24 protein-coding genes and 1 pseudogene are annotated in these 21,748 nt (G+C 52.3%); 9 read left to right on the forward strand and 16 right to left on the reverse strand.

Annotated features, from left to right (window positions below; all coding sequences use genetic code 11):
* Positions 1-101 precede the first annotated feature (101 nt).
* Entirely contained in the window at positions 102-413 is a 312-nt protein-coding gene (locus KNP06_RS08390; RefSeq protein ID WP_214711392.1) for a suppressor of fused domain protein, read from the forward strand.
* Between the two features lie 45 nt (positions 414-458).
* On the opposite strand, the gene KNP06_RS08395 is transcribed toward KNP06_RS08390, so the two are convergent.
* The gene (locus tag KNP06_RS08395) at positions 459-1,169 is read right to left on the reverse strand and encodes a GntR family transcriptional regulator (RefSeq protein WP_214711391.1); all 711 of its coding nucleotides are present in this window, start codon (positions 1,167-1,169) and stop codon (positions 459-461) included.
* A gap of 158 nt (positions 1,170-1,327) precedes the next feature.
* On the opposite strand from KNP06_RS08395, the gene bglA reads away from it, so the two are divergent.
* Entirely contained in the window at positions 1,328-2,782 is a 1,455-nt protein-coding gene (gene bglA, locus KNP06_RS08400; RefSeq protein WP_214711390.1) for a 6-phospho-beta-glucosidase, read from the forward strand.
* A gap of 50 nt (positions 2,783-2,832) precedes the next feature.
* Here the strand turns inward: bglA and KNP06_RS08405 are convergent, their stop codons facing one another.
* Together KNP06_RS08405 and KNP06_RS08410 are read right to left on the reverse strand one after the other, a co-directional pair.
* Positions 2,833-3,699: an AraC family transcriptional regulator gene (locus KNP06_RS08405; protein ID WP_214711389.1), complete on the reverse strand. Its 867-nt coding sequence runs from the start codon at positions 3,697-3,699 to the stop codon at positions 2,833-2,835.
* Between the two features lie 89 nt (positions 3,700-3,788).
* Positions 3,789-4,004: a hypothetical protein gene (locus KNP06_RS08410; RefSeq protein WP_214711388.1), complete on the reverse strand. Its 216-nt coding sequence runs from the start codon at positions 4,002-4,004 to the stop codon at positions 3,789-3,791.
* Between the two features lie 108 nt (positions 4,005-4,112).
* Here KNP06_RS08410 and KNP06_RS08415 point away from each other — a divergent pair, with 108 nt between their 5' ends.
* A complete protein-coding gene (locus KNP06_RS08415) occupies positions 4,113-4,346 on the forward strand; it encodes an excalibur calcium-binding domain-containing protein (RefSeq protein ID WP_214711387.1) in 234 nt (77 codons plus the stop codon).
* A 33-nt stretch (positions 4,347-4,379) separates the two neighbouring features.
* Here KNP06_RS08415 and KNP06_RS08420 read toward each other — a convergent pair whose 3' ends face one another.
* Both KNP06_RS08420 and KNP06_RS08425 read right to left on the reverse strand, forming a co-directional pair.
* The gene (locus KNP06_RS08420; RefSeq protein WP_214711386.1) at positions 4,380-4,919 is read right to left on the reverse strand and encodes a hypothetical protein; all 540 of its coding nucleotides are present in this window, start codon (positions 4,917-4,919) and stop codon (positions 4,380-4,382) included.
* Complete coding sequence (locus tag KNP06_RS08425; protein WP_214711385.1) at positions 4,919-5,776, reverse strand: alpha/beta fold hydrolase; 858 nt, start codon at positions 5,774-5,776, stop codon at positions 4,919-4,921. The genes KNP06_RS08420 and KNP06_RS08425 overlap by 1 nt, the downstream gene beginning before the upstream one ends.
* A gap of 242 nt (positions 5,777-6,018) precedes the next feature.
* Here KNP06_RS08425 and KNP06_RS08430 point away from each other — a divergent pair.
* Positions 6,019-6,571, forward strand: a pseudogene (locus KNP06_RS08430) (SDR family oxidoreductase).
* 32 nt (positions 6,572-6,603) lie between these two features.
* On the opposite strand, the gene KNP06_RS08435 reads toward KNP06_RS08430, so the two are convergent.
* Together KNP06_RS08435 and KNP06_RS08440 are read right to left on the reverse strand one after the other, a co-directional pair.
* Positions 6,604-7,404: a helix-turn-helix transcriptional regulator gene (locus tag KNP06_RS08435; protein WP_214788486.1), complete on the reverse strand. Its 801-nt coding sequence runs from the start codon at positions 7,402-7,404 to the stop codon at positions 6,604-6,606.
* Positions 7,405-7,544: 140 nt separating this feature from the next.
* A complete protein-coding gene (locus KNP06_RS08440; protein WP_232939616.1) occupies positions 7,545-7,805 on the reverse strand; it encodes a DUF1294 domain-containing protein in 261 nt (86 codons plus the stop codon).
* Positions 7,806-8,013: 208 nt separating this feature from the next.
* Here KNP06_RS08440 and KNP06_RS08445 point away from each other — a divergent pair, with 208 nt between their 5' ends.
* Entirely contained in the window at positions 8,014-8,796 is a 783-nt protein-coding gene (locus tag KNP06_RS08445; protein WP_034777617.1) for a LysM peptidoglycan-binding and 3D domain-containing protein, read from the forward strand.
* A 122-nt stretch (positions 8,797-8,918) separates the two neighbouring features.
* A complete protein-coding gene (gene cls / locus KNP06_RS08450) occupies positions 8,919-10,385 on the forward strand; it encodes a cardiolipin synthase (protein WP_214711383.1) in 1,467 nt (488 codons plus the stop codon).
* Between the two features lie 49 nt (positions 10,386-10,434).
* Here cls and KNP06_RS08455 read toward each other — a convergent pair whose 3' ends face one another.
* The 5 genes from KNP06_RS08455 to KNP06_RS08475 form a co-directional block, all read right to left on the reverse strand.
* Complete coding sequence (locus KNP06_RS08455) at positions 10,435-11,412, reverse strand: hypothetical protein (RefSeq protein ID WP_214711382.1); 978 nt, start codon at positions 11,410-11,412, stop codon at positions 10,435-10,437.
* The gene (locus KNP06_RS08460) at positions 11,409-12,437 is read right to left on the reverse strand and encodes a DUF58 domain-containing protein (RefSeq protein ID WP_034777619.1); all 1,029 of its coding nucleotides are present in this window, start codon (positions 12,435-12,437) and stop codon (positions 11,409-11,411) included. The genes KNP06_RS08455 and KNP06_RS08460 overlap by 4 nt, the downstream gene beginning before the upstream one ends.
* A 1-nt stretch (position 12,438) precedes the next feature.
* Entirely contained in the window at positions 12,439-13,347 is a 909-nt protein-coding gene (locus tag KNP06_RS08465; RefSeq protein WP_214711381.1) for an AAA family ATPase, read from the reverse strand.
* 393 nt (positions 13,348-13,740) lie between these two features.
* Positions 13,741-14,436, reverse strand: a complete 696-nt coding sequence (locus KNP06_RS08470; RefSeq protein ID WP_214711379.1) for an amino acid ABC transporter permease — start codon at positions 14,434-14,436, stop codon at positions 13,741-13,743.
* 6 nt (positions 14,437-14,442) lie between these two features.
* Positions 14,443-15,291 (reverse strand): transporter substrate-binding domain-containing protein, encoded by an 849-nt coding sequence (locus KNP06_RS08475; protein WP_214711378.1) that lies wholly within the window; start codon positions 15,289-15,291, stop codon positions 14,443-14,445.
* A gap of 333 nt (positions 15,292-15,624) precedes the next feature.
* Between KNP06_RS08475 and KNP06_RS08480 the strand changes: the two genes are divergently transcribed.
* Positions 15,625-16,020, forward strand: coding sequence for a hypothetical protein (locus KNP06_RS08480; protein WP_214711377.1), 396 nt, complete (start codon positions 15,625-15,627; stop codon positions 16,018-16,020).
* A gap of 80 nt (positions 16,021-16,100) precedes the next feature.
* Positions 16,101-16,643, forward strand: coding sequence for a GNAT family N-acetyltransferase (locus KNP06_RS08485; RefSeq protein ID WP_214711376.1), 543 nt, complete (start codon positions 16,101-16,103; stop codon positions 16,641-16,643).
* Positions 16,644-16,799: 156 nt separating this feature from the next.
* Here the strand turns inward: KNP06_RS08485 and KNP06_RS08490 are convergent, their stop codons facing one another.
* Genes KNP06_RS08490 through KNP06_RS08500 form a run of 3 tightly spaced genes read right to left on the reverse strand, consistent with a single transcriptional unit; the run spans position 16,800 to position 18,609 of the window.
* Positions 16,800-17,249, reverse strand: coding sequence for a GNAT family N-acetyltransferase (locus tag KNP06_RS08490; protein ID WP_214711375.1), 450 nt, complete (start codon positions 17,247-17,249; stop codon positions 16,800-16,802).
* A gap of 17 nt (positions 17,250-17,266) precedes the next feature.
* A complete protein-coding gene (locus tag KNP06_RS08495) occupies positions 17,267-17,983 on the reverse strand; it encodes an MBL fold metallo-hydrolase (protein WP_214711374.1) in 717 nt (238 codons plus the stop codon).
* A gap of 14 nt (positions 17,984-17,997) precedes the next feature.
* The gene (locus KNP06_RS08500; protein ID WP_034777626.1) at positions 17,998-18,609 is read right to left on the reverse strand and encodes an NUDIX hydrolase; all 612 of its coding nucleotides are present in this window, start codon (positions 18,607-18,609) and stop codon (positions 17,998-18,000) included.
* A gap of 166 nt (positions 18,610-18,775) precedes the next feature.
* Here KNP06_RS08500 and KNP06_RS08505 point away from each other — a divergent pair, with 166 nt between their 5' ends.
* Positions 18,776-19,282, forward strand: coding sequence for a DinB family protein (locus KNP06_RS08505; protein WP_214711373.1), 507 nt, complete (start codon positions 18,776-18,778; stop codon positions 19,280-19,282).
* Between the two features lie 60 nt (positions 19,283-19,342).
* Here the strand turns inward: KNP06_RS08505 and parC are convergent, their stop codons facing one another.
* Entirely contained in the window at positions 19,343-21,748 is a 2,406-nt protein-coding gene (parC, locus tag KNP06_RS08510; protein ID WP_214711372.1) for a DNA topoisomerase IV subunit A, read from the reverse strand.

Consider the following 21,748-nt stretch of genomic DNA (forward strand, 5'->3'; position numbering starts at 1 on the left):
AAACGGCTTGAGCCCTGTCGAATACAGGTCTCAAGCCGCCTAGGCTGGTTTTCATTATTTGTCCTGTCTACTTGACAGGGAGCACTTCAGACGTACTTGAGTTGTTATGGCAATTAACGACGCATGCACTCGAGACACATCACGCCTTCAAACTCGGCGAATATTTCGAACTTCCCTCGAACGTCTTCAAACGATTGAACTTTTCCTCGATTTATGTGGCGACGCCGTTTTACTTTGATGAATCGTTTCTCGCCTATGAAGGAGACGAACAAACCGTGTTACCGGTCTGGTTCATTCCCATCTTTCCATCCGAAGAAGCGTTCATCGAAGCGCATGGTTCAGAACGATTCAACGAATTGCTTTACAAAACGGATGATGCGTTACTGGATTTGAAACGTAAACCGCTCGTCTGAGCCACACAAAAACACCGCTCTACGTCATCGCGTAGAGCGGTGTTTTCACATGTACGGTCCGTTCGCTTGAACGACGAACTGTGAGTGCTCGTAATGATAGGTGATGCGTGAATAGTCGAACGGTTTCCCGTTCGAGAGATGAAAGATCGTCTCAATGCGAAGCGTCGGGTCGTCCTTCTGCAAACCGAGATATCCGGCTTCCGCCTCGTCCAATCGTCCGACCTGCATGTACATGTCCGAGAAGCCGATTGTGACGCCGAGGGCGCCCTGTACGTAATCGAAGATCGAGTCGGCGACAATCTCTCGGTTCAAATACGGGACGATCGCCTTTACATAGTACGACTCCTCGTAACAGAACACCTCTCCGTCGACGAAGCGGACCCGCTCGACACGATAGACGTCATCCGTCACGTCAATGCCAAGGTTCTGTGCGACCGTCGCGTCCGGTTTCGTGACCGAGACGTCGAGCACGTCCGACGTCAACACCCGGTCACCAAGGTTGCTCTTGAACCCTTGCGTCGAGAACAGACTCATATAGCCCGGACGGTTGTGACGCCGGACGAAGATGCCGCTCCCCCGCAATTGAAAGATGACGCCTTTCCGTTCCAGCAACTCGAGCGCTTTCGTGATCGTGCTCTTGCTGACGGCATATTGGCTCATCAACTGCTCGAGCACGGGCAGTTTATCGCCTTGCTTCAAATCATGTTGATTGATGTATTGTTCAACCTCTGTTGCAATCTGTTGGTATTTTAGCATGTGGTATCCTCACCTCGTATGATCTGCTTTGATTGTACCACGTCACCATTTCGTCGAGAATACAAAATGTATCGCACTTGTATAATTGTACCGGTACAATTATACTTGGCATATATGATCCAGTATTGGAGATTCAAAGTTGATAAGGAGGAACTACTATGAAGACATTACCGAAAAACTTTCTATGGGGCGGCGCTCTAGCCGCCCACCAATTTGAAGGCGGCTGGGACGCCGACGGCAAAGGGCCGAGCGTCGTCGACGTGTTGACGGCCGGCGCTCACGGCGTCGCGCGTCGGATCACGGACAAGGTCGAGCCGGACGAATTTTATCCGAACCATGAAGCGATCGACTTCTATCACCGTTATAAAGAAGACGTCGCGCTCTTCGCTGAGATGGGCTTGAAGTGTCTCCGCACGTCAATCGGTTGGAGCCGGATCTTCCCGAACGGGGACGATGCGGAGCCGAACGAGGCAGGGCTCCAATTTTATGACGACTTGTTCGATGAACTGTTGAAGCATGACATCGAGCCGATCATCACATTATCTCACTTCGAGATGCCGCTTCACCTCGCACGTGAGTACGGCGGGTTTCGCAACCGTGCCGTCGTCGACCATTTCGTCCGCTTCGCCGAGGTGTGTTTCGACCGATACAAAGACAAGGTCAAATATTGGATGACGTTCAACGAGATCAACAACAAGATGGACGTCAACAACCCGCTCTTCTTATGGACGAACTCTGGCGTCATCGTCGAAGACGGGGAGAACGCCCGTGAAGTGATGTATCAGACGGGGCACCATGAGTTGATCGCGAGCGCGCTCGCCGTCGCGAAAGGGAAAGCGATCAACCCGGACTTCGAGATCGGGGCGATGGTATCACACGTGCCGATCTATCCGTTCTCGTCAAACCCGGACGACGTCATGCTTGCTGAAGAAATGATGCGTCAGCGTTACTTCTTCCCGGACGTGCAAGTGCGCGGGGTGTACCCGAGCTACGCCTTGAACGAGTTCGAGCGTGAAGGCTACAACATCCCGTTCCTTGACGGGGACGAGGAAATCTTGAAGAATGGGACCGTCGATTACCTCGGTTTCAGTTACTATATGTCGACGACCGTGAAGAGTGATGTCATCGCCGATAACAGTGGTGACATCGTCAACGGTGGTCTGCCGAACGGCGTCGAGAACCCGTACATCAAGTCGAGCGACTGGGGCTGGGCAATCGACCCGGTCGGTCTCCGTTATGTGCTCAACCGATTGTACGACCGCTATCAAATCCCGCTCTTCATCGTCGAGAACGGATTCGGTGCTGTCGATGAGATCGTCGACGGGAAAATCCATGATGCGGCCCGCATCGACTACTTGAAGGCGCATATCGAACAGTTGAAACAAGCGGTCGTCTATGACGGCGTCGACTTGATCGGCTACACGCCATGGGGCATCATCGACATTGTCTCGTTCACGACGGGCGAGATGAAGAAACGGTACGGCATGATTTATGTCGACCGTGACAATGAAGGCAACGGCTCGATGGAGCGGATGAAGAAAGACTCGTTCGATTGGTATAAGCATGTGATCGAAACGAACGGGGAAGCGCTCGCGTACGAGCCTTCGAAGTAAACGAAAATACCTCTTGAAGACAATTGTCTTCAAGAGGTATTTTTCTGTGCTTACGTCGTTTTCGGTTTGACCGCCACCCACACTTCGCTATAGACGTTGTCCGATGGGCCATCATGCTTCGTGAACGAGATGCTCGGTAAGTCTGCCAGTTCGTAGCCCGACGTCGGCAGCCATTCGGCATACGTCTTGGCCATCGTCTCCTGGAGCGTCTCCGGGAACGGGCCGGCATTCGGGAAAACGGCCCACAGGCTCGACTCGATCGTAATCTGTTCAAGATCCTCGTACGGATTATCTTGCGTCGTCGCGAAGCCAATCATGTGCGTGAGTGAACCCGTTTCGTCCAAATAGCCTTCATCGAAGTCGTACGACACGTTGAGCACTTGATTTGGATAAAGGTCCGCCAATTGATGCATCTCGCTTCGCTGTTGCTCCGTGATTGACTGCGCCAACTCGACGATGTCATGATTCACGCCTTCGAACTGAATCGGGACGCGTTTGGACACGCCGACGACGTTGAATGAAGGTTTATGTTCTAATTTGAATTCCATTGAAATTCCTCCTTTGATGTCGATGTAGAAAGTGAATTTCGGGAATGACTTTTGAATCTTGTTCTTGATCACTTCAGACGGTAAAAAGCCACACCAGTCTCGAAACGCTCGCGAGAACCCGTCGACGGATTGGTAGCCATACGTATACGCCACGTCCGTGACCGATTTCCCATGAATCAAGTCCTTATTTGCTTCTGACAGCCGACGATTTCGGATATATTCATTGAGCGTCATCCCGGCCATGTAGGAAAACATGCGTCGAAAATGATAGTCGGATACCCCGACGATTCGTGTGATATCCTCACTCGTGATGTCTTCTGTTAAATGTTGATCGATATGGTCCATCAATCGGTTCAGTGATTCAAGCATCAGCATTCCCTCCTTTCTGCATTCATCATACTTCGAACGTCGTAGGGGCACTCGATGATTTTGATACGGATATCATCGGATAGAAGGCATCACTGGTTGTAGCCGATGAACATCGTGAACATGATGAGGATGATCGATGACGTCATGAGTAGAAACGCAAGCGAGCTCGCGAATACGAGAAAACCTTTGGAGAAGTGGCGTCGTCGTTTCCAAATCCCGATGACGAACACGACGTTCAAAATGAGAAATAGTGCGAGCAGCAGTAACGGGAGAGCCCGGTCCTGTATCAACATAAGTAAGTCCATAGATGTGACCTTCCTTTAACTATTTTAAAAATCAGGGTATTCGTCATAACTCCCCTTATAATAATCAAGAATTAGCACGCATATCGTTTGTTACCTAGGAGGAAAACTATGAAAAAGCTACTTCGCGCGACCATCGCCGGCATCGCGTTGTTCACGCTGAGCGTCGCGCCGTCAGAAACCGTGGACGCCGCACCTAAAAAATTTAAGAATTGCACAGAACTAAATAAGACGTACAAGGGCGGGGTCGCCAAGACGAAGTACAAACCGTATGTCAGCGCCACGCTGTATGAAGCAAACAAATCGAAAGACCGCGACAAAGACTTTATCGCCTGCGAACGCTAAGAGATGAGAGGACAGCGGTCCTCCGTCTCTTTTTTAGTTATTAAAGCGGTACGATATATTCCCTTCAGCATCGTAGCCAGTGATTGACTCAATCGACTCGATTTGGTCGACGAGCACGAACCAGACATCATTCCCGGCCTTCGTCTTCAACAGTTCCGGTTCGAATTTGTCTCCGTTCAACTCGACGACGACTCGGGTCGTATCACCGTGGTTCATCCCATAAAGGATGTCGTAGGGGGAGCATTCTGACCGATCCCCGCACGATTGGCCGAAAGTGGCCCACGTGAGCCCTGCCTCGGACAGCGATTCAGATGTAATTGACTGAACCTGATTGTCGACAGTAAGTTCAAGACCTATGCCTTGCGCAACCGGCTCTTCACTCCATTCCTCGACGATGTAACTGTTCGTGAAAAAGCGAAGACTCATATTACGGTCATCAACAGGGTAGGTGAGAATCGGTTCCGCTCCCTCGGGCAATTGTGGCTGCTTCGTCGAATCAAATGCCCAGGCCACTCCGGCTGATACCAACAATGAGCACACAAGAATGAGGACAATCTCTTGCTGACGGTTCATTAAAGACCGCTCGCTTTCTCAGTTTGTAAAAACTGTCGCACTTGTTCAATCGGGAACGCAGGATTCCAATGGACGAAGTGGCCGCCTGTCATTCGTATGTAAGTGATCGGCAACTCGTGCCGTTGCAGGTCCAGAATGGCTGACTTCGTCAATCGGGCTTCTTTGTCGTCCAGTCCGACAAAATCACCGTAAATAAGCAAGGTCGGGACTTGAAGTGATCGCATGAGTTGCGGCACGTCAAGGTGATAGAAGCCGAACAGCAGATTCAATCCGCCTTGCCCGAGTTTGGCCGGGTCGTTCAACGCGCGCCGAATCTCGTTTCGTTCAGAGAGGCCTGTCTGTGCGCAGAAAGTCTTAACCTGTTCCGCTGTAACTGGAGATGTACCTTCATCTGAAATGACCTTCGTCTCGATTTTCGGGACGAGTCGAGGTCCGAACAGACGATAAAGTCCGCTCAGGAGCGGGACGGCAAGGCCCAACACGCCATACTCTCTCAACGGAACGCGAGGGAACGCCTTATGGCCTTGATCGAGCAAGACGAGCCGCTCCACGTGCTCGGGATAATGCGTGGCGAAAGCGAGAGCGATCGCACCTCCAAGTGAATGCGCGATCACATGGACGGGTCCGATTCGATGTGTGACGACGTAGTCGTTGACCCAATCCGCCAACTGTTCGGACGTCACGACCTGCTTAATCCCTTCACTTCGCCCGAACCCTGGCAAATCCAGCATATGCACCTCGAAGTCATCGCATAGCACCTCAGCGAGTGAACGACCTTCTTCTCCGGTGAATCCTCCAGCCGGTAAAAATATAACGGGTGTCCCGCTTCCCATCACTTCTGCATGATAACGATTCAATTGAATCCCACCTTCCAACTCCCAATATCTGTATCTTTCCATTGTACGTGACTAGTGATTGGAACAGAAGCAGATTCTTTCAAACGGAGATACGTTTTCACCCAAATCCAGGTATAGACTAATGACACGTGAGCAGGTTGCACTTGTCGTTTTCTCTGTCGCTCTTGAGTTGTCTCAACAAGGAGGAATGCGGTGTGAAATTATCGGGTAGAACGGCAATTGTCACCGGGGCCGGGTCAGGGATGGGTCGGGCCATCGCCAAACTGTTTGCCGAGGAAGGGGGCACGCGTCGTCGCCATCGACATGAACGGGGACTCGGTCGAAGCGGTCGCCTCAGAGATTAAAGCGAGCGGCGGGGAAGCCGTCGGCGTCGCCGGGAACGTCACAAAGCAGGAAGATATCGACAAGATGGTCGAGACGGCGACGAGCACGTTCGGTTCGCTCGACATCTTGGTCAACAATGCCGGCATCATGGACAACTTTTTGACCGTCGGCGAAGTGACCGAAGAGGTGTGGGACCGCGTCATCGCCGTCAATTTGACCGGACCGATGAAACTGGCCCGGGCCGCGATCAACATCATGGACAAGCAAGAAACGGGCGGCGTCAATACGAATATCGGCGCCACCATCACCGCGCCGAGCGAACTCGGGATGCGAGCCATCCAAGGGGCAGGGGAGGCTCCGATGGGTGAACCGGAGCAAATTGCCAAGGTCGCGTTGTTCCTCGCCTCCGATGATTCGAGTTTCGTCAATGGCGACGTGTTGAAAGCGGACGGCGGGTGGACCGCCCGTTAACGAGAAAAAGCCGACACGATTGTCGGCTTTTGTTATGTCTGTCGCTTTCGGTACGCCAATGGTGTCACCGCATGGACTTTTTTAAACGATTGCACGAAATGGCTCACGCTCGTGTAGCCGAGACGATGCGCTAGATCGGCGATCGGTTCCTTCGACTCCTCGACGAGGCGCGCCGCACGATGCATGCGGACGTTCTGGACGTAGGCGAGCGGCGATGTGTCGCCCCATTTTGTAAAGTAGCGGCAACATTCCGCCCGGCTCAGACCACCCGTTGCTGCGATGTCTTCGAGCGTCAGTTTCATCGTGTCATGGTCATGTATGTAGGCGAGCATGAGACGCATCCGTTCCTGAACATGATGTTTCGTTCCGCTTTGCGGCTGTTGAATCCAATAGCGCCAAATGACTGCGAGCTGTAAGCTCGCATCGAGCAATGCGAACGAGGACTTCTTCTTCAGGCTACAAATCACTTTGTCGATTATGTCGAGGACGGGCTTATCTCCTGGTTCACCGGGATGCAACACTTTACTACGCGACGTCTCGGCGTGCGGTGTCACGTACAACTCCGCAAGCGACGGAGAGAATAGGTCAAACGGCTCGACGGAGATCACGACCAAACGAAATGGCTCTCCTTTCGGTTCAACTTTCACGATTTGTCCACGGTCTAAGATCAACGCCATCCCGGAGCGGAGCCGAGACCGTGTCCCATTGACGAGCAGGTCGAGTTGTCCGATCGTGATTAACCAGATTTGAAACAGCGGATTCACTTTGATCGTCGTCTCAATCGTCGTTTCAGTCCACTCTTGGATATCAATCAGATTTCCTTCAACCTTCATCCGAACACCTCAATAATTGAACATTTATTTCGTTTTAACACCGGATGGACACACTTCTTTTTCACCACGAAGCGTCTATCAAGACATTTCATCGGAATTTTCTACGTGGCGATTGAACAAGTTCCTTCTATATAATGGCGTCAAAAGATGAACCAACCGGTGACACCCGCATGCACTAAGATGGCGATTGGAACACCAATGCGGAATTTCGGTTTCAATGTCTTATGACGGAAGAACCGCATCGCGAGATAGGCCCCGAATGCGCCACCGATCCAAACGAGAATGAGTAACGTTTGTTCCGAAATACGCCATTCCCCAGATTTAGCACGACGTTTATCGAGGTAAAATGACATAAACGCTAGGAAATTAGTCACAATGTAATATAGCAGTAATAGTTCCAAAGACTAAAACCTCCTTTCTCTTCTCTTTAGTATAGCTGAAAATGGCTCAACTAAGCCATTTGTATTTGGATTGTAAAAATTCAGATTCCTCTCATCTCGCTGAAAGCTTCTGTAACTGAACTGATATCACTCTCATATCAGCCTGTAACGGCAGTGAAATATACAGGTGTTACAGTAAGGGGGCGTTAGAAAAGGGAGGAATATTCTTATGAAAAAACCACTATTGACACTAACGGCACTCGCTGGCCTTAGTTTAGGAGTCGCTGCTCCAGCTTCGGCAGCATCAACACACACAGTTCAGTCTGGAGATACACTTTACCGTATCGCCGTGAACAACGGTGTATCAGTTAATGACATCAAACAAGCGAACGGCTTAAACTCTAATATGATTTATCCAAACCAAGTATTGAAGCTTGCGAAGTCAGAAGCTAAAGCTTCAAGCGCTTCAAAAACGTATACAGTAAAATCAGGTGACACGTTGTATCGCATCGCGACAAACAACGGCGTATCTGTCAAACAGTTGATGACATGGAACGGTCTTAATTCAGATCTCATTTTCCCTGGTCAACAATTCTCTGTAAAAGGTGCTAAAGCAGCATCGGTTGCGAACAGCGCACCAGCCGCTAAACCAAAAGCATCAACATCTGCACCAGTGACGAAACAGTCTACGTCTACAACGCAAACCCAAGCTCCGGCTTCAGGTAAGACGATGACTGTGGAAGCAACGGCTTACACACCATACTGTGCAGGATGCTCAGGAATCACGGCAACAGGAATCGACGTCCGCTCGAACCCGAACCAAAAAGTCATCGCGGTTGACCCTTCAGTCATCCCACTCGGCTCTAAAGTATGGGTTGAAGGCTACGGCGAAGCAATCGCTGGAGATACTGGTGGCGCCATCAAAGGTAACAAAATCGATATCTTGATGCCGACACGAGAGCAAGCGCTCAACTTCGGTCGTAAATCAATCACAATCAAAGTCTTAAACTAATCGATTTTCCCTAAAAACACCGCAGGCGCGGTGTTTTTTTGTGTGTCTATCCCTTTACCTGTAAACGAGCATTTCATTCTTACGAAGAATGGGTAAACAAGAGACAAAAGGAGGAGATCGAGATGGTCACGACAGAATTCATTCTAGGCATACTCGGTATCGTATTGGTCATCCTCAACGTGACGTTTGCGGTCACCATTATCTTCTTCGAACGGCGCGATATCGGGTCGACGTGGGCCTGGCTACTTGTTTTATTCTTCGTGCCGCTGCTCGGATTCTTCATCTATATCTTCTTCGGACGATTAATCAAATCGAATAACTTCTACCAAGTCGACGAGGAACGACGGCATGAATACGCGGAACACGTCCATAACCAGTTGACTGAGCTCGACGCCCATGGCGGCTTGTTTGCCAGTGATCCGCTCTTATCCAAGTATCGTCGCCTCGCCCGCTTGAACTTATCCTCCACGAATGCGCTCGTGACGTATCATAATGCAATTCAAGTCATCCATGACGGCGAGCAGAAGTTCGAGGCGTTGTTCCATGACATCGAGGTGGCAACAAAGGAAATCAACATCCAATACTATATCATCCAAAACGACTCGCTCGGTCAGGCTCTCATCTCGGCCTTGACGCGACGGGCCAAGGAAGGGGTCAAGGTCCGTCTACTCTATGACGCCGTCGGCTCCCGCGGATTGCGACGTTCCCATTTTAAACAACTGCTCGCGCATGGCGGCGAGGTCAAATCGTTCTTCCCGTCACGTCTCGGTATCAACTTCCGCGTCAATAACCGGAATCACCGAAAGCTATGTATCATCGATGGGGAGATCGGCTATATCGGTGGTTTCAACGTCGGGAATGAATACCTCGGGACGAATCGTCAGTTCGGCTATTGGCGCGATGTGCATCTACGGATGAGAGGGGAGGCGGTCCGAGAACTGCTCGAGCGTTTCCTCCTCGATTGGAACCGTGCCGTACCGACGAAGCATCGAGCCGAGAAAGAGGATTTCATTTGGCCGTCCATCCTTATTGAGACGGCCCAATCACCGGTGCAAATCGTCACATCGGGCCCGAACTCATCGACCGAGCACTTGAAAAACATGCTCGTCAAGATGATCACCGAGGCGAAAGAGACGATTTACATCCAGACCCCTTATTTCATCCCTGACGCCAGCTTCCTTGACGCCTGCCGCAATGCGCTCATGTCCGGGACGAAAATCCGCCTGATGATCCCGAACAAGCCGGATCACATGTTTGTCTACTGGGCGACGTATACGAATGCGGCCGAGCTCGTCCGCTACGGGGCCGAAGTATATACGTATGAAGGCGGCTTTTTGCACGCGAAGACGCTCGTCATCGATGGCGAGGTCGCCTCGATCGGCACGACGAACATCGACGCCCGCAGTTTCCGACTCAATTTCGAGATCTCGGCGCTCGTCTATGATGAGGTCGTGGCCCAGTCTGTCATCGATGCATTCAATCGCGACCTCGCATGTGCCGACAGGTTAACGATTGAGCGTTATGAGACACGAACGAAATGGATCCGTTTCAAAGAGAGCGTGTCACGCTTGCTCAGCCCAATTCTTTAAAAAAGACCAGTCAGACCGTCCGGGAGTGCCCGGCGAACTGACTGGTCTCTTATTTTTTGAGCGTCTGGGTGACATGTCGTTCGAACGCCTCGACGATTGGAGCCGGCGCTTCTTTCTCTCCGTACTCGGCCGCCTCCAGCCATGTGGCAAAGCGACTTCCTTCGGTAAATCCGATTCGTTCGAACCATTCCGAAACAGTCTCTTCGCGCTGGCGGGGATGGGCCTGTTCGAGACGTCTCCCGGCATCAAGCAGACGGACGTGCCGTGGGGCCCGTGTCGAGCGGCGAACCGAATCGGCCGCTTGATGGCGTTGCTTCGGCACCGTCACATCCTCATGGATTTCTTTTCGGCGTTGCACATAGATGAATAAAGCGATGACGCTGACGAGAACGACGAGAAACGTGACGACCAAGAATAGCGATTGGTTCGTCGCCGATTCGAGTAACGTCTCGTTTGAAATCGTCTCGGCATCGATGTTCGGATTGTCCGGGACGAGGATACGGTTGACGCGATCGGTCGGATCGAGATTGACTCCGTCGAACCAACCGCCGATCCAAATCAGGATGGGCTGAATCCAGGCGACGAGGTTGCCGAACAATAGCTCTTTGATCGTCCGGATGATGACGGCCAATCCGAGACCGACGGCGAGGGCGACGACGAGCGTCGACAGCATCCGTTTATAATCACGGCGGTAATAGAGGCTCCGCTGCCAAAACAAGAACAAGAACGGAAAGACGATCATCGCGAGCGGCTGCGACGCCGGCGGGAACAACCAATCGACGATCAAGAAGAGCACGCTCGCGATCGCGTAACGGTCCGTCCAATCGAGCGTCCGGATAAAGGCGTGGACGTAAGTGAACAAGAGCAACGTCACGCTCATCTCATAAGAAAACCAAAGGGCGGCGATGCTGAGTGCCGTCTGGACACCGAGTTGCCAGTTGCGCGGCAAGCGGAGCGTCAAGAGAAAGACGAGCGGAAACGCATGACCGACATAGAAAGCGGCGAATACCCACCAAAGTAGTCTCATCGGCCGTCACCTCCGAGCCGTAAAATCGATTGGCTGCCGCCGTATTTGGCGACTTTCCGTTCGAACAGCGACCGGGCGAGCGGGAAATCACGCTCCGATAGACAGGCGAGCGTCGTCATGACCTTGCGGAAGTGCGTCTCACCGCTCCCCGGGGCGAGATCATAAGTGATCCCTTCCTTCGTCAATGTCGGAACAATCAGCCCGTAGCTTGCGTTCTCTTTTTCGAAGTCGCGACATAGCGCTGCCGCCTGCGAGATCAACCGCTCCATCTGATGGGTGAGGGCGCGCCCGTCTTTCGTCAACAAGTCGAGCACGACGACATATTCGTTCGCCTGGACGGGTTGCTCGGTGCGGGCGAGCAGTTCACCTGTCTTCGCGTAGGCCGACCAATACAGTTGCCGCATCGGCTGTCCGTGATACGGGGCCACCGACTGGAACGTCTCCGGGTCACGGTAGGCACTATGACGGACCATCTCTTCGCCTGGTAACGTCGGCGGACGTTTCGGGATCGGATAAGGCAGGAATTCGGGGAAGACATACCCGATGCGGTCGAGCGGATCTTCTTTATAGAGCGAAAACATACGGAGCGGGTCCCGGATCTCCATGCCGATCGCCTCCATGCGGATCGGACCACGCTTGATTGCCTTGAGTGGAAGCGTGTAGGCGACGGCCGCCTCACGACCGACAAAGTTCTCTTGGCGCCAGAAGGCGTGCGCCTCCGACTCGACGGTCGGATGGAGATAACCCGACAATCGGACGACGCCAAGGGGCACGGGCGCCGTCGAAATCAATTTGAGCGTATACGTCTCTTCATCGTTCGGGAACAGCTTCAGTTCGTCAGTCACTTCGACGTGGACGTACTCAGCGAGTCGGAATAATAACTCCGGCATGATGAGCGCATACAGGCTGAACCCGATAATCACACTTGCGAGGAAGACGTTCCCGTATAGGGCGGTGAACACCCCGACGACGAACAAGAGCCACATATACCCGGACTCGAGGTAGCGAGGGCTGACGAGTTGCATGTCACACCTCTGACGGGACCGGGATGGTCTCCAGAACGGACTTGATCAATTTGGACGGCTTCGTCTTGAGCGACGCCTCGATCGTCAAGACGATCCGGTGGCCGAGGATGGGCAGGGCGAGCGTGCGAATGTCTTCAGGCGTGACGTAATCCCGTCCGTCCATATAGGCATGCGCCCGAGCTGCCATCGTGTAGGCGAGCGTCGCCCGCGGGCTCGGTCCGACCTCGATATCCCGGTGATGACGGAGCACCTCGACGAAATCGAGCAGATAATCTTCCATCGCATCGTGAAACAAGACGTCACGGACGGTTTGCTGCATCTCGACAAGCTCGGTCTGTTGCAACGTGAACGGAGCCGCACTCAAATGCTCATTACGCAGCAACCGGCGTTCCGACTCTCGTGACAGCGGGGCGAGTGACAGTTTGAATAAGAAGCGGTCAAGCTGCGCCTGAGGCAGCGGGAACGTCCCTTGCCCGTCGAACGGGTTTTGCGTCGCGATGACGAAGAACGGGTCTGGTAAACGAAGCGACACCTCGCCGAGCGTCACTTGCCGCTCCTGCATCGCCTCTAACAAAGCCGACTGCGTCCGTGGTGTCGTCCGGTTGATCTCATCGACGAGTAAAATCGACGTGAAGATTGGGCCCGTTCTCCGTTCGAACGTGCCTGTCGTCGGATTGAACAGTTCCATCCCTAAAATGTCACTCGGTAACGTGTCCGGCGTACACTGTACCCGTTGGAATGCGGCCGAGACCGAGGTGGCCAGGCTACGTGCGAGCGTCGTCTTTCCTGTCCCCGGTCGGTCCTCGAGCAGGACGTGTCCCCCAGAGAGGAGGGCAATCGTCGACAGCTTGATCGCCTTTGACTGCCCGATCACTTGATCGTTTAAATGTGTCGTCCATTGTTGCACCATAATAAAATTCCCCCGTCTATTTTCTGATAATTAAGAAAATCATAGCACACTCGCGGTCCGAGATGGAACGCTAAAGACCAGTGCTTCAAAATATGTACGTCACTAGTGGTCAATTTGAAGAGGCCGCCTTCGCTCTTTTCCGGCTCGGGAACTTAAAAACCAAGTAATAAAGGACAATCATACTCGTGTATGGGTTTAAGTCACTGACCCATGCCGGTCCATCGAACAAAATATACGTGAGTGTGATGAGGCCGGATGCGACGAATAATAGCTTTGAGAACATAGGTGATGTGTCTCCTTTGAAGCGAAATATAGAATAAGTTGACTATACCATGTCACTTTTGCAATAACCGCCCGACAAAAAAACTGACCTGCCTGTAGGAGGCAAGTCAGTCATCGCTTTGGTGTATCCAAATAGCGTTCAAAATGCCGTTCGAGCCAATCTTGGAAGAACGACATGAACGTACAGATGCCCCAGTAGATGAGGGCGACGACCAGATAGACGGTCATATAGTCGAACTCCCGGCCCCCGACGACCTTCGCCTTGTTGAAAATTTCAGGGACGGTGATCATGGCGGCGAGCGAACTCGCTTTAATCAAATCGAGGAACACGTTCGAAAGCGGGGGGAGCGCGATTCGCGTCGCCTGCGGCAAGATGATCCCTTTGAGCGTCAGCCACTTGTTCATCCCGAGCGAGCGGGCCGCCTCGACCTGTCCCGGATCGACGGCACGGATCGCCGACCGGATAATCTCAGCGATATAGGCCGCCGAGTTCAGACTGAACCCGATGACCGCCGCCGTCAGCGCCGCGAACTCGATGCCGATGAATGGAAACCCTGAATATAAGATGAACAGGATAATCAAAATCGGCACGCCCCGCATGAACGAGATATAGAACGTCGACGGGAACCGCAGCATCCGCGACGGTGACAGTTTCCCAAGGGCAAGCACGAGACCCAGCAACAAGCCGAAGAACATGCTGACGAATGAGATCCAAAGCGTGTTCGGCAAACCGCCTAGCAGATAAGGGAACGAGCGCACAGCCAGGTCGACGTCAAAGATTGCTTCCCATTTCACACCTTCGAACATGATGGCTTAGTCCAATTCGACGATCGTCGCGTCGACGTCTGGTTCGACCGAGACATCGGCACCGTTATAGAACGTTTCCGACAACTCTTTCACCGTGCCGTCTTCAAGCATCTCGCCAAGGACGCGGTCGATGTTCTCTTGGAGCTCTGCATTCTCTTTGTCCATCAAGAACGCGACTTCCTGTGGGTTATAAGCGATATCCGGGTGGATCGTGATATCGAAGTCCGGGAAGAAGGCGAGGGCGAGTGTCTGAAGATAGTAGTCGTTCAAGATGACGTCGGTCCGTCCTGTCGAGACGTCACGAAGGTACTGGTCGTTCGTCGCGTTGTCATAGATGACTTCCTCCGCCCCGTATTGACGTGCCACGTCCATAAAGACGGTTGTCGCTTCACCAGCGGCCTTTTTGCCTTTCAAGTCCTCGATTGACTCGATGCCAGACAAATCGCTCTTGCGAACGATGGCCGTCCCGTACGTATACTTGTACGGTGTTGAGAAGGCGAACTTCTCTTTCCGGTCCTCTGTGACCGAGATATCGTTCGCTGCGACGTCGACTTGTCCGTTTTGGACGCTCGTCAACATGTTGTCGAACGCCATCTCTATGAATTGGACCTCAAGGTCAAGACGTTTCCCGACCTCTTTCATGAGCTCGACGTCAAACCCCGTCAACGTATCGCTATCTTCTTCACGGAACGAGGCCGGATAGAGCGTACCGGCCGTACCGACCGTGAGCGTACCGTCTTCTTTGATTTCGTTCCAGCGCGAAGTTTCGGCCTGATCGGTGCTAGAATCACCACACGCCGCGAGCGGGACAGCCAATAATAGGGATGCTGCCAAACCTTTTGTCATACGTTTCATTCAAGTTCCTCCTTAAGTTATCATCTGTCTAAAAATAGCATGACATACGCTTACAGGCAACTCCTAAGAGCGTATAAACAGTCTTAATGTTATATTTGAAACATTAATCCATTAAGCGCTAACATGTTGATGAATGAAGGATTCAATCGAATGACACAGTTTATTAATTGTGGTGAAACAGATGAATGGATGTCGGTTTGAACAATACGGTTTAAGCGAAGATATCATCGTGTTGATCAGCCGACTCCCACGCATGTGAACGTCATTAATTAACGTATGATAGATAGTGAAGGATTATTTGGAACATATCAAAATGAGGAGAGGAGGGCACACATGGAGAAATGGGAAAGATGGACCGCCAATCCAGAGATACCGGATAAACTATATCTGCAGGCGCTAATTGATGATAAAGACGGATTAAGACTCATGTTTACCGATGCGCATGAAAACACACATACATTCTTGTTTGACGGACTTGTATTGTCGTATCGAAATACAGACGAAGGAACGCTTATTAGAACGCTAGAACATTTATACAAACATCATGACCCTGATTTTTTTGGCGACTGGACACTCTTTAAAGTGACCGATTCCAGCTATTTAAAATGGTTAGCTGAAGAATCAACAAACATTTACGAAACGGTTTATAATATTCAGCATTACGTGTTCCTGACATCAAATGATATAATTGAAGTGTTGTCGACAGAACCACCGACTTTGATTTCATGATCGCCACTTTATGGCTAGTCTAGTGAGACCATTTGGTTCTGGCATGGAGCGGTCATTACATATGAAGGGAGAAAGATGCAATGGAAGAAGCCCCGAACATCTCGATCAAACCGTTAGATGAGTATTCCATCAGCGTCGTGAACGAAGCCAATAATCCGTTTCCAATCATCGGGAAAATCATTCCGAGCTTTTGTGACGGAGTTTGGACGTATGAGGAACAGTTATATGAGAAAGCCCGTGTGACAAGCTTTCCAGATGATTTGCTGGACTGGCATGAATACATCAACAGTGAAGACAAACAAGTATTCTTGGCGTTCGACGAGACGACATGTATCGGACAAATCCGTGTGGTGAAAGACTGGAACCGTTTTGCTTATATCGAGAACATCGCGGTCCGTAATAGCGATCGACACAGCGGGATTGGCCATTTGTTGATGCAAGTTGCAGAGACGTGGGCAAACGAGCACTCGTTGGTTGGATTGTCACTTGAAGCGCAGAACGATAACGTGATCGCGTGTCGATTTTATGCGAAAGAAGGGTTCGCGCTCGGCGGTGTCGATACGCTCAAACAGACCGGCAATCCGAACATCGATATGACGTTGTATTGGTACAAGCTATTCTGATTTTCTCGAGAGGAGAGACGTCACATCTGACATCGATTTTCTCTATTTTTTCTCTTAGTTAACATAACATATATTATCAGTAAAAATAAAACTCCGTCTCAATTCTTTAGTATACTTAAAGTAGTGAGACAGAATGTGAAATTTGACGAAAGGGATTCAAGTTCGCGTAAAACGGATCAATGTGACGCCCGGTTCGGGTTCAAACTCGGCACTCGGTTCGAACCCGAGCTTCGTGTACAGTTTCTTGGCCGGTCCATTATGTTTGCCGGTGTGCACATAGACGAGTTTGTCCTCGTGCAAGCTGAGCACGTGTTCGAGCAACGTCGTCGCAAGTCTCGCCCTGAAATATCTAGGATCGATGCACAGTTTTGTGACCTCGACCGTGTTCTCAGCCGCTTCAATCGTGATAAAGCCAATCAACCGCCCGTCGTTATACAAACCGTAGCTCGTACCGGGCAGATTCTGGATCACCTCGACCGTCTCATAACGCGCTGGGATCTCATCGAAGCCGATCAGCTCGGCCTCGACCGCATAAGCGTTTCGTTGAATCTCGAGCATTTGCTCGGCCAGTTGATAATCTGTCGTCTGAATCTCGCGTAATTCCACCTGTGAGCACCCCCGGATTATCGTAAAAATAGACGTGCTTGCTTGCGTTTGGCCCGCTTCAGTGCCAAATAGAGCCGATGTGTCCCGGCGACTGGTTGTCCATGGCCGACGAACGTACGTTGCGGTGCGAGATCGAGCAACTTCTCCGCATGCTCTAACGCTGCACGCTTATCCCATGTCGCGATACCCGGCAGCGGGAACAACGGACGGACGTCCCCTGCCACGGCGACTCCCCCCCGCGTCTGAAATGCATCTCCCGCAAACAAAATCCGCTCTTTCTCATCGAAAAAAGCAATCGAACCAGGGGTATGACCCGCTGCCGGATAGACCCGTAAGCCGAACAGCCGCTCACCTGGGTCAAGCAATTTATCCGGCAAGGAGTGGATGTTCGGGAGAGAACCCTTCAGTTTGAGAGCCCGCTCGTCCGAGTCAGTCGTCCGGTCCCCTTCAAGGAGACGGGCGTCGCGCCTCGAGACGTACAGCTCGGCATGAGGATGGGCTTTCAAAATCGTATCGACACCGCCGACATGATCTCCATGGGCATGCGTCAACAAGATAGCGAGAAGCGGGCGTTCGAACGTCTCGATATACGCTAAAATCGATTCCGCGTTCTGCGCGAGCCCTGTATCGATCAAGACAAGCCCGAGCTCACGTTCAATCAGTTGGACGTTGATTGGTAAGATGGGTGCGAAAAACGTCAGTTGATGGACGTGATCAAAACGTGTGACTTTCATGGAATCCCCTCCCCTTAATCGAATAACGTGGTCCAATCTTCTTGCCAACGGGCCTCAAAACACATATAGAGCTGCTCTCGCGTGTTCCGCGCAAGTGACAAAGGTGGTAAGGCGTCTCGTGTAAAGAACGCAACCTCGCTCGTCTCATGACTAATTTGCGCCTCTCCACCAATCAACTCGCATTCGATAAACAGTTTATAGTAATGCTGCGACAACGGCGGATGGTCGTGATGATGCATATCGAACAAGGCAAGCAGCCGAATCGGTGCGACGTCGAAACCGGCCTCTTCCTCGATCTCTTTGATGATGTTCTCTGCCGGGGACAGTCCGATCTCACAAAAGCCACCCGGAAGCGTCCAAAGTCCGTCTGACCTTTCCTTGACGAGTAACACTGCGTCATCCTTGAAGACGACGCCTCGGACGTCGAGCTTCGGTGTCGGATAACCATCGACGTGGGTCAATTCGGTGATTTCATGCAAAGCAAGATTAGATTGTTGCTCGAACATCTCGGTCGCGATTCGTTGGAGTTCGAGGTAACGTTCTCGATCGAACTCGTCTTTCGTAAACGTCAAGCCAGCCTGTGACAGCGCCTGTAGCCGCTTGGCCCAATCGAGCCACTGTGACATACGTATCCCCCCATGATTTGTCCTCCTGTCCCATTCGCCAAAAGGGATCGTTGTTCCTTTTAGAAATACCCGCTCCTAAGAGAAACTAATGTGACATGGAGTTGAAAAAATCAGCTGATGCCCCCGTGTTATACTGGATAGAGAATCAAATCGAAGGAGGTTGGACATGCCGATTTCACTGTTATCCCAGTTCAAAGCAGACTTGGACGGCTATACCGAGCGGCAGCTCCGTTATCAGGCAGCAGCAGACGTCTGGTCAATCGGACAGATGTACGACCATATCATCGTGGTGGCCGAGGAATATGCGGACGAGATTGACCGGTGTCTCGCTTCCACTGAAGAACAACCGCTCGGGAAGACCGAGTTCGGTGAACGATTGTTCCGGATGGGTGGTTTCCCACCGGTCAAAATCCGCTTACCTGATGAGATGAACCAACCCCCGAACAACACGGACAAGCGCGAGACGCTCGAAGGACGAATCGACGAGTTATCTGCACGCTTGAACCGCCTTGAACCGCTCGCCCGCGCGGCAAACCCTGACGTCAAAGCCCGACATGGCGGTTTCGGTTGGCTGAACGCCCAGGAATGGTACGACCTCATCGAGATGCATAGCCGTCATCATTTGCGCCAACAGGCCGATTTGGAGCGCTATCTGATAAAGGCGGAGCTTTGAATCCATAAGAAAAACCCTGTAGCAAAGACAACCGTCTCTGGTACAGGGTTTTGTTCGATCTCAATCGAGGTACACGTCCTCAATCTCACCGAACGTCTCTTCATCAAACACGAATGAGCCGTTGGCGTAGCGGTCCAAGAGCGTCAATTGCTTCGTCTTGACCGTCTTCGCTTTCTCTTTCCCGATGATGTGGAGCGTTTCATCGTCATGCACCGGGAGCACACGACGAATCTGGTGCGGTTTCGATTTGACTTCGCGGATGAGCATCGTCCCGCGCAAGTTGCGGTTCGTGCAGTCGAACTGATCCTCGAGCTTCATCTTCTTGACCGCTCCACGTTGCGTCACGAGGACGAACAGCGGCGGTGTGAAGAAGGCAAAGGCATCGGCGACCACATCGCCATCTTTCAAGTTCATCGCTTTGACGCCGGCGGCACGTTGGCCGACGACCGGAACGTCGTCTTCTTTGAACCAGAGGCCATAGCCGCGCTCAGAGACGAGGAACAGTTGTCCTGGACCGTCACTGATGCCCGCGAAGACGACCTCGTCGTCACCTTTTAACTTGAGCGCCATGAGCGCTTTCGACTTGCGTTGGGCGTCATAGTCACGGAGCGGCGTCCGTTTGACCATGCCTTCACGCGTGACGAACAGGCAATGCGCGTCGGTCTCGAACGTCGAGACGACATCGGCCGAGACGACTTGTTCGCCTTCAATCGGCACAAGGTTGGCGACATGCTGACCGGCGTCTTTCCATTTCGACTCTGGAATCTGATGGACCGGGATGAGCAAGTAACTGCCTTTGTTCGTCCAGACGAGCAAGTGGTCCGTCGTCATCGCCTGGGTGACGAGGACGGGACGGTCTTTCTGCTTCATCTCCGGCATCTCGTCGCTCGAGGCGCCATATGAGCGCATCGATGAACGTTTGACGTAACCGTCGCGGCTGACGAACACCATCGTCTCTTCGACGGCGATCATGACCTCTGTCTTCAGTTTCAACTCTTCGACCTCGGACTCGATGACCGAGCGCCGTGCGTCGCCGAACTCGTCACGGAGTGCGGTCAACTCTTTCGAGATGAGCTTCCGTTTCGTCGCGTCGACGTTCAAGATGTTGGCGAGGCGAGCAATCTCTTTTTGGAGCGCCTTCGCCTCTTTTTGGAGCTCGACGATATCCGTGTTCGTCAACCGATACAGTTGGAGCATGACGACCGCTTCGGCTTGACGGTCCGTGAACGAGAACCGCTCCATGAGCTTCTGTTTCGCCTCGGACTTGTCTTTGGCCGAACGGATGAGTTCGAGCGTCTCGTCTAGGACCGAGATGGCCTGTTCGAGCGCGTCGACGATTTCGGCGCGTTTCTTCGCCTGATCGAGTTCGAACGTCGTGCGACGGGTGACGACCTCTTCGACGTGCTTCAAGTACGCGTCGATGATCGACAAGAGTCCCATCTGTTTCGGTGTCCGGTTGACGATGGCGACCATGTTGTAGTTGTAGGCGAGCTGCAGATCGGTATGCTTCAAGAAGAAATGGAGCACACCTTCCGCATCGGCTTCCTTCTTCAACTCGATGACGACGCGGACGCCGGTCCGGTCGGTCTCGTCACGGACTTCGGCGACACCTTCAACTTTGCGGTCGAGACGGAGCTCTTCCATCTTCTTGACGAGGTTCGCCTTGTTCACCTCATACGGGAGTTCGGTGATGGTGATCTGTTCACGGCCGCCCTTAAGTGGCTCGATGACCGATTTGGCACGGATGATGACCTTGCCTTTGCCGGTCTCGAACGCCTTCAAGATACCGTCTTTGCCCATGACGATCCCGCCAGACGGGAAGTCAGGTCCTTGCATATAACGGAATGCGTCATTCGTCGTCTCGACCTCACCTTTCAAGCGGGCGATGGCGAGGTTGAGCACCTCGGTCAAGTTATGCGGCGGAATCTCGGTCGCATAACCGGCAGAGATCCCCGTCGTCCCGTTCATGAGCAGGTTCGGGAGGAGTGACGGCAAAACGAGCGGCTCTTCGGTCGAATCGTCAAAGTTCGGCGTATAGTCGACCGTGTTCTTCGAAATCGACGTCAGCATGACGCCGGCAATCTTCGACAGACGGGCCTCGGTATACCGCATCGCGGCGGCCGAGTCGCCGTCCATCGAGCCGTTGTTCCCGTGCATGTCGATGAGCGGGTAACGCAACTTCCAGTCCTGCGATAGGCGTACCATCGCCTCATAGACGGAACTATCACCGTGCGGGTGATAGTTACCGATGACGTTCCCGACCGTCTTGGCCGATTTGCGGTACGGTTTCTCGTTCGTGTTGCCTTCATGGTGCATCGCATACAGGATGCGGCGTTGAACGGGTTTGAGCCCGTCGCGCGCGTCCGGGAGGGCCCGGTCCTGGATGATATATTTCGAGTAACGCCCGAAGCGGTCACCGACGACCTGTTCGAGCGACAAGTTTAAAATATGTTGAATCGTCGACAT

The organism is Exiguobacterium sp. s21 (assembly GCF_018617975.1).
GTDB classification, from domain to species: Bacteria; Bacillota; Bacilli; order Exiguobacteriales; family Exiguobacteriaceae; genus Exiguobacterium; species Exiguobacterium mexicanum_A.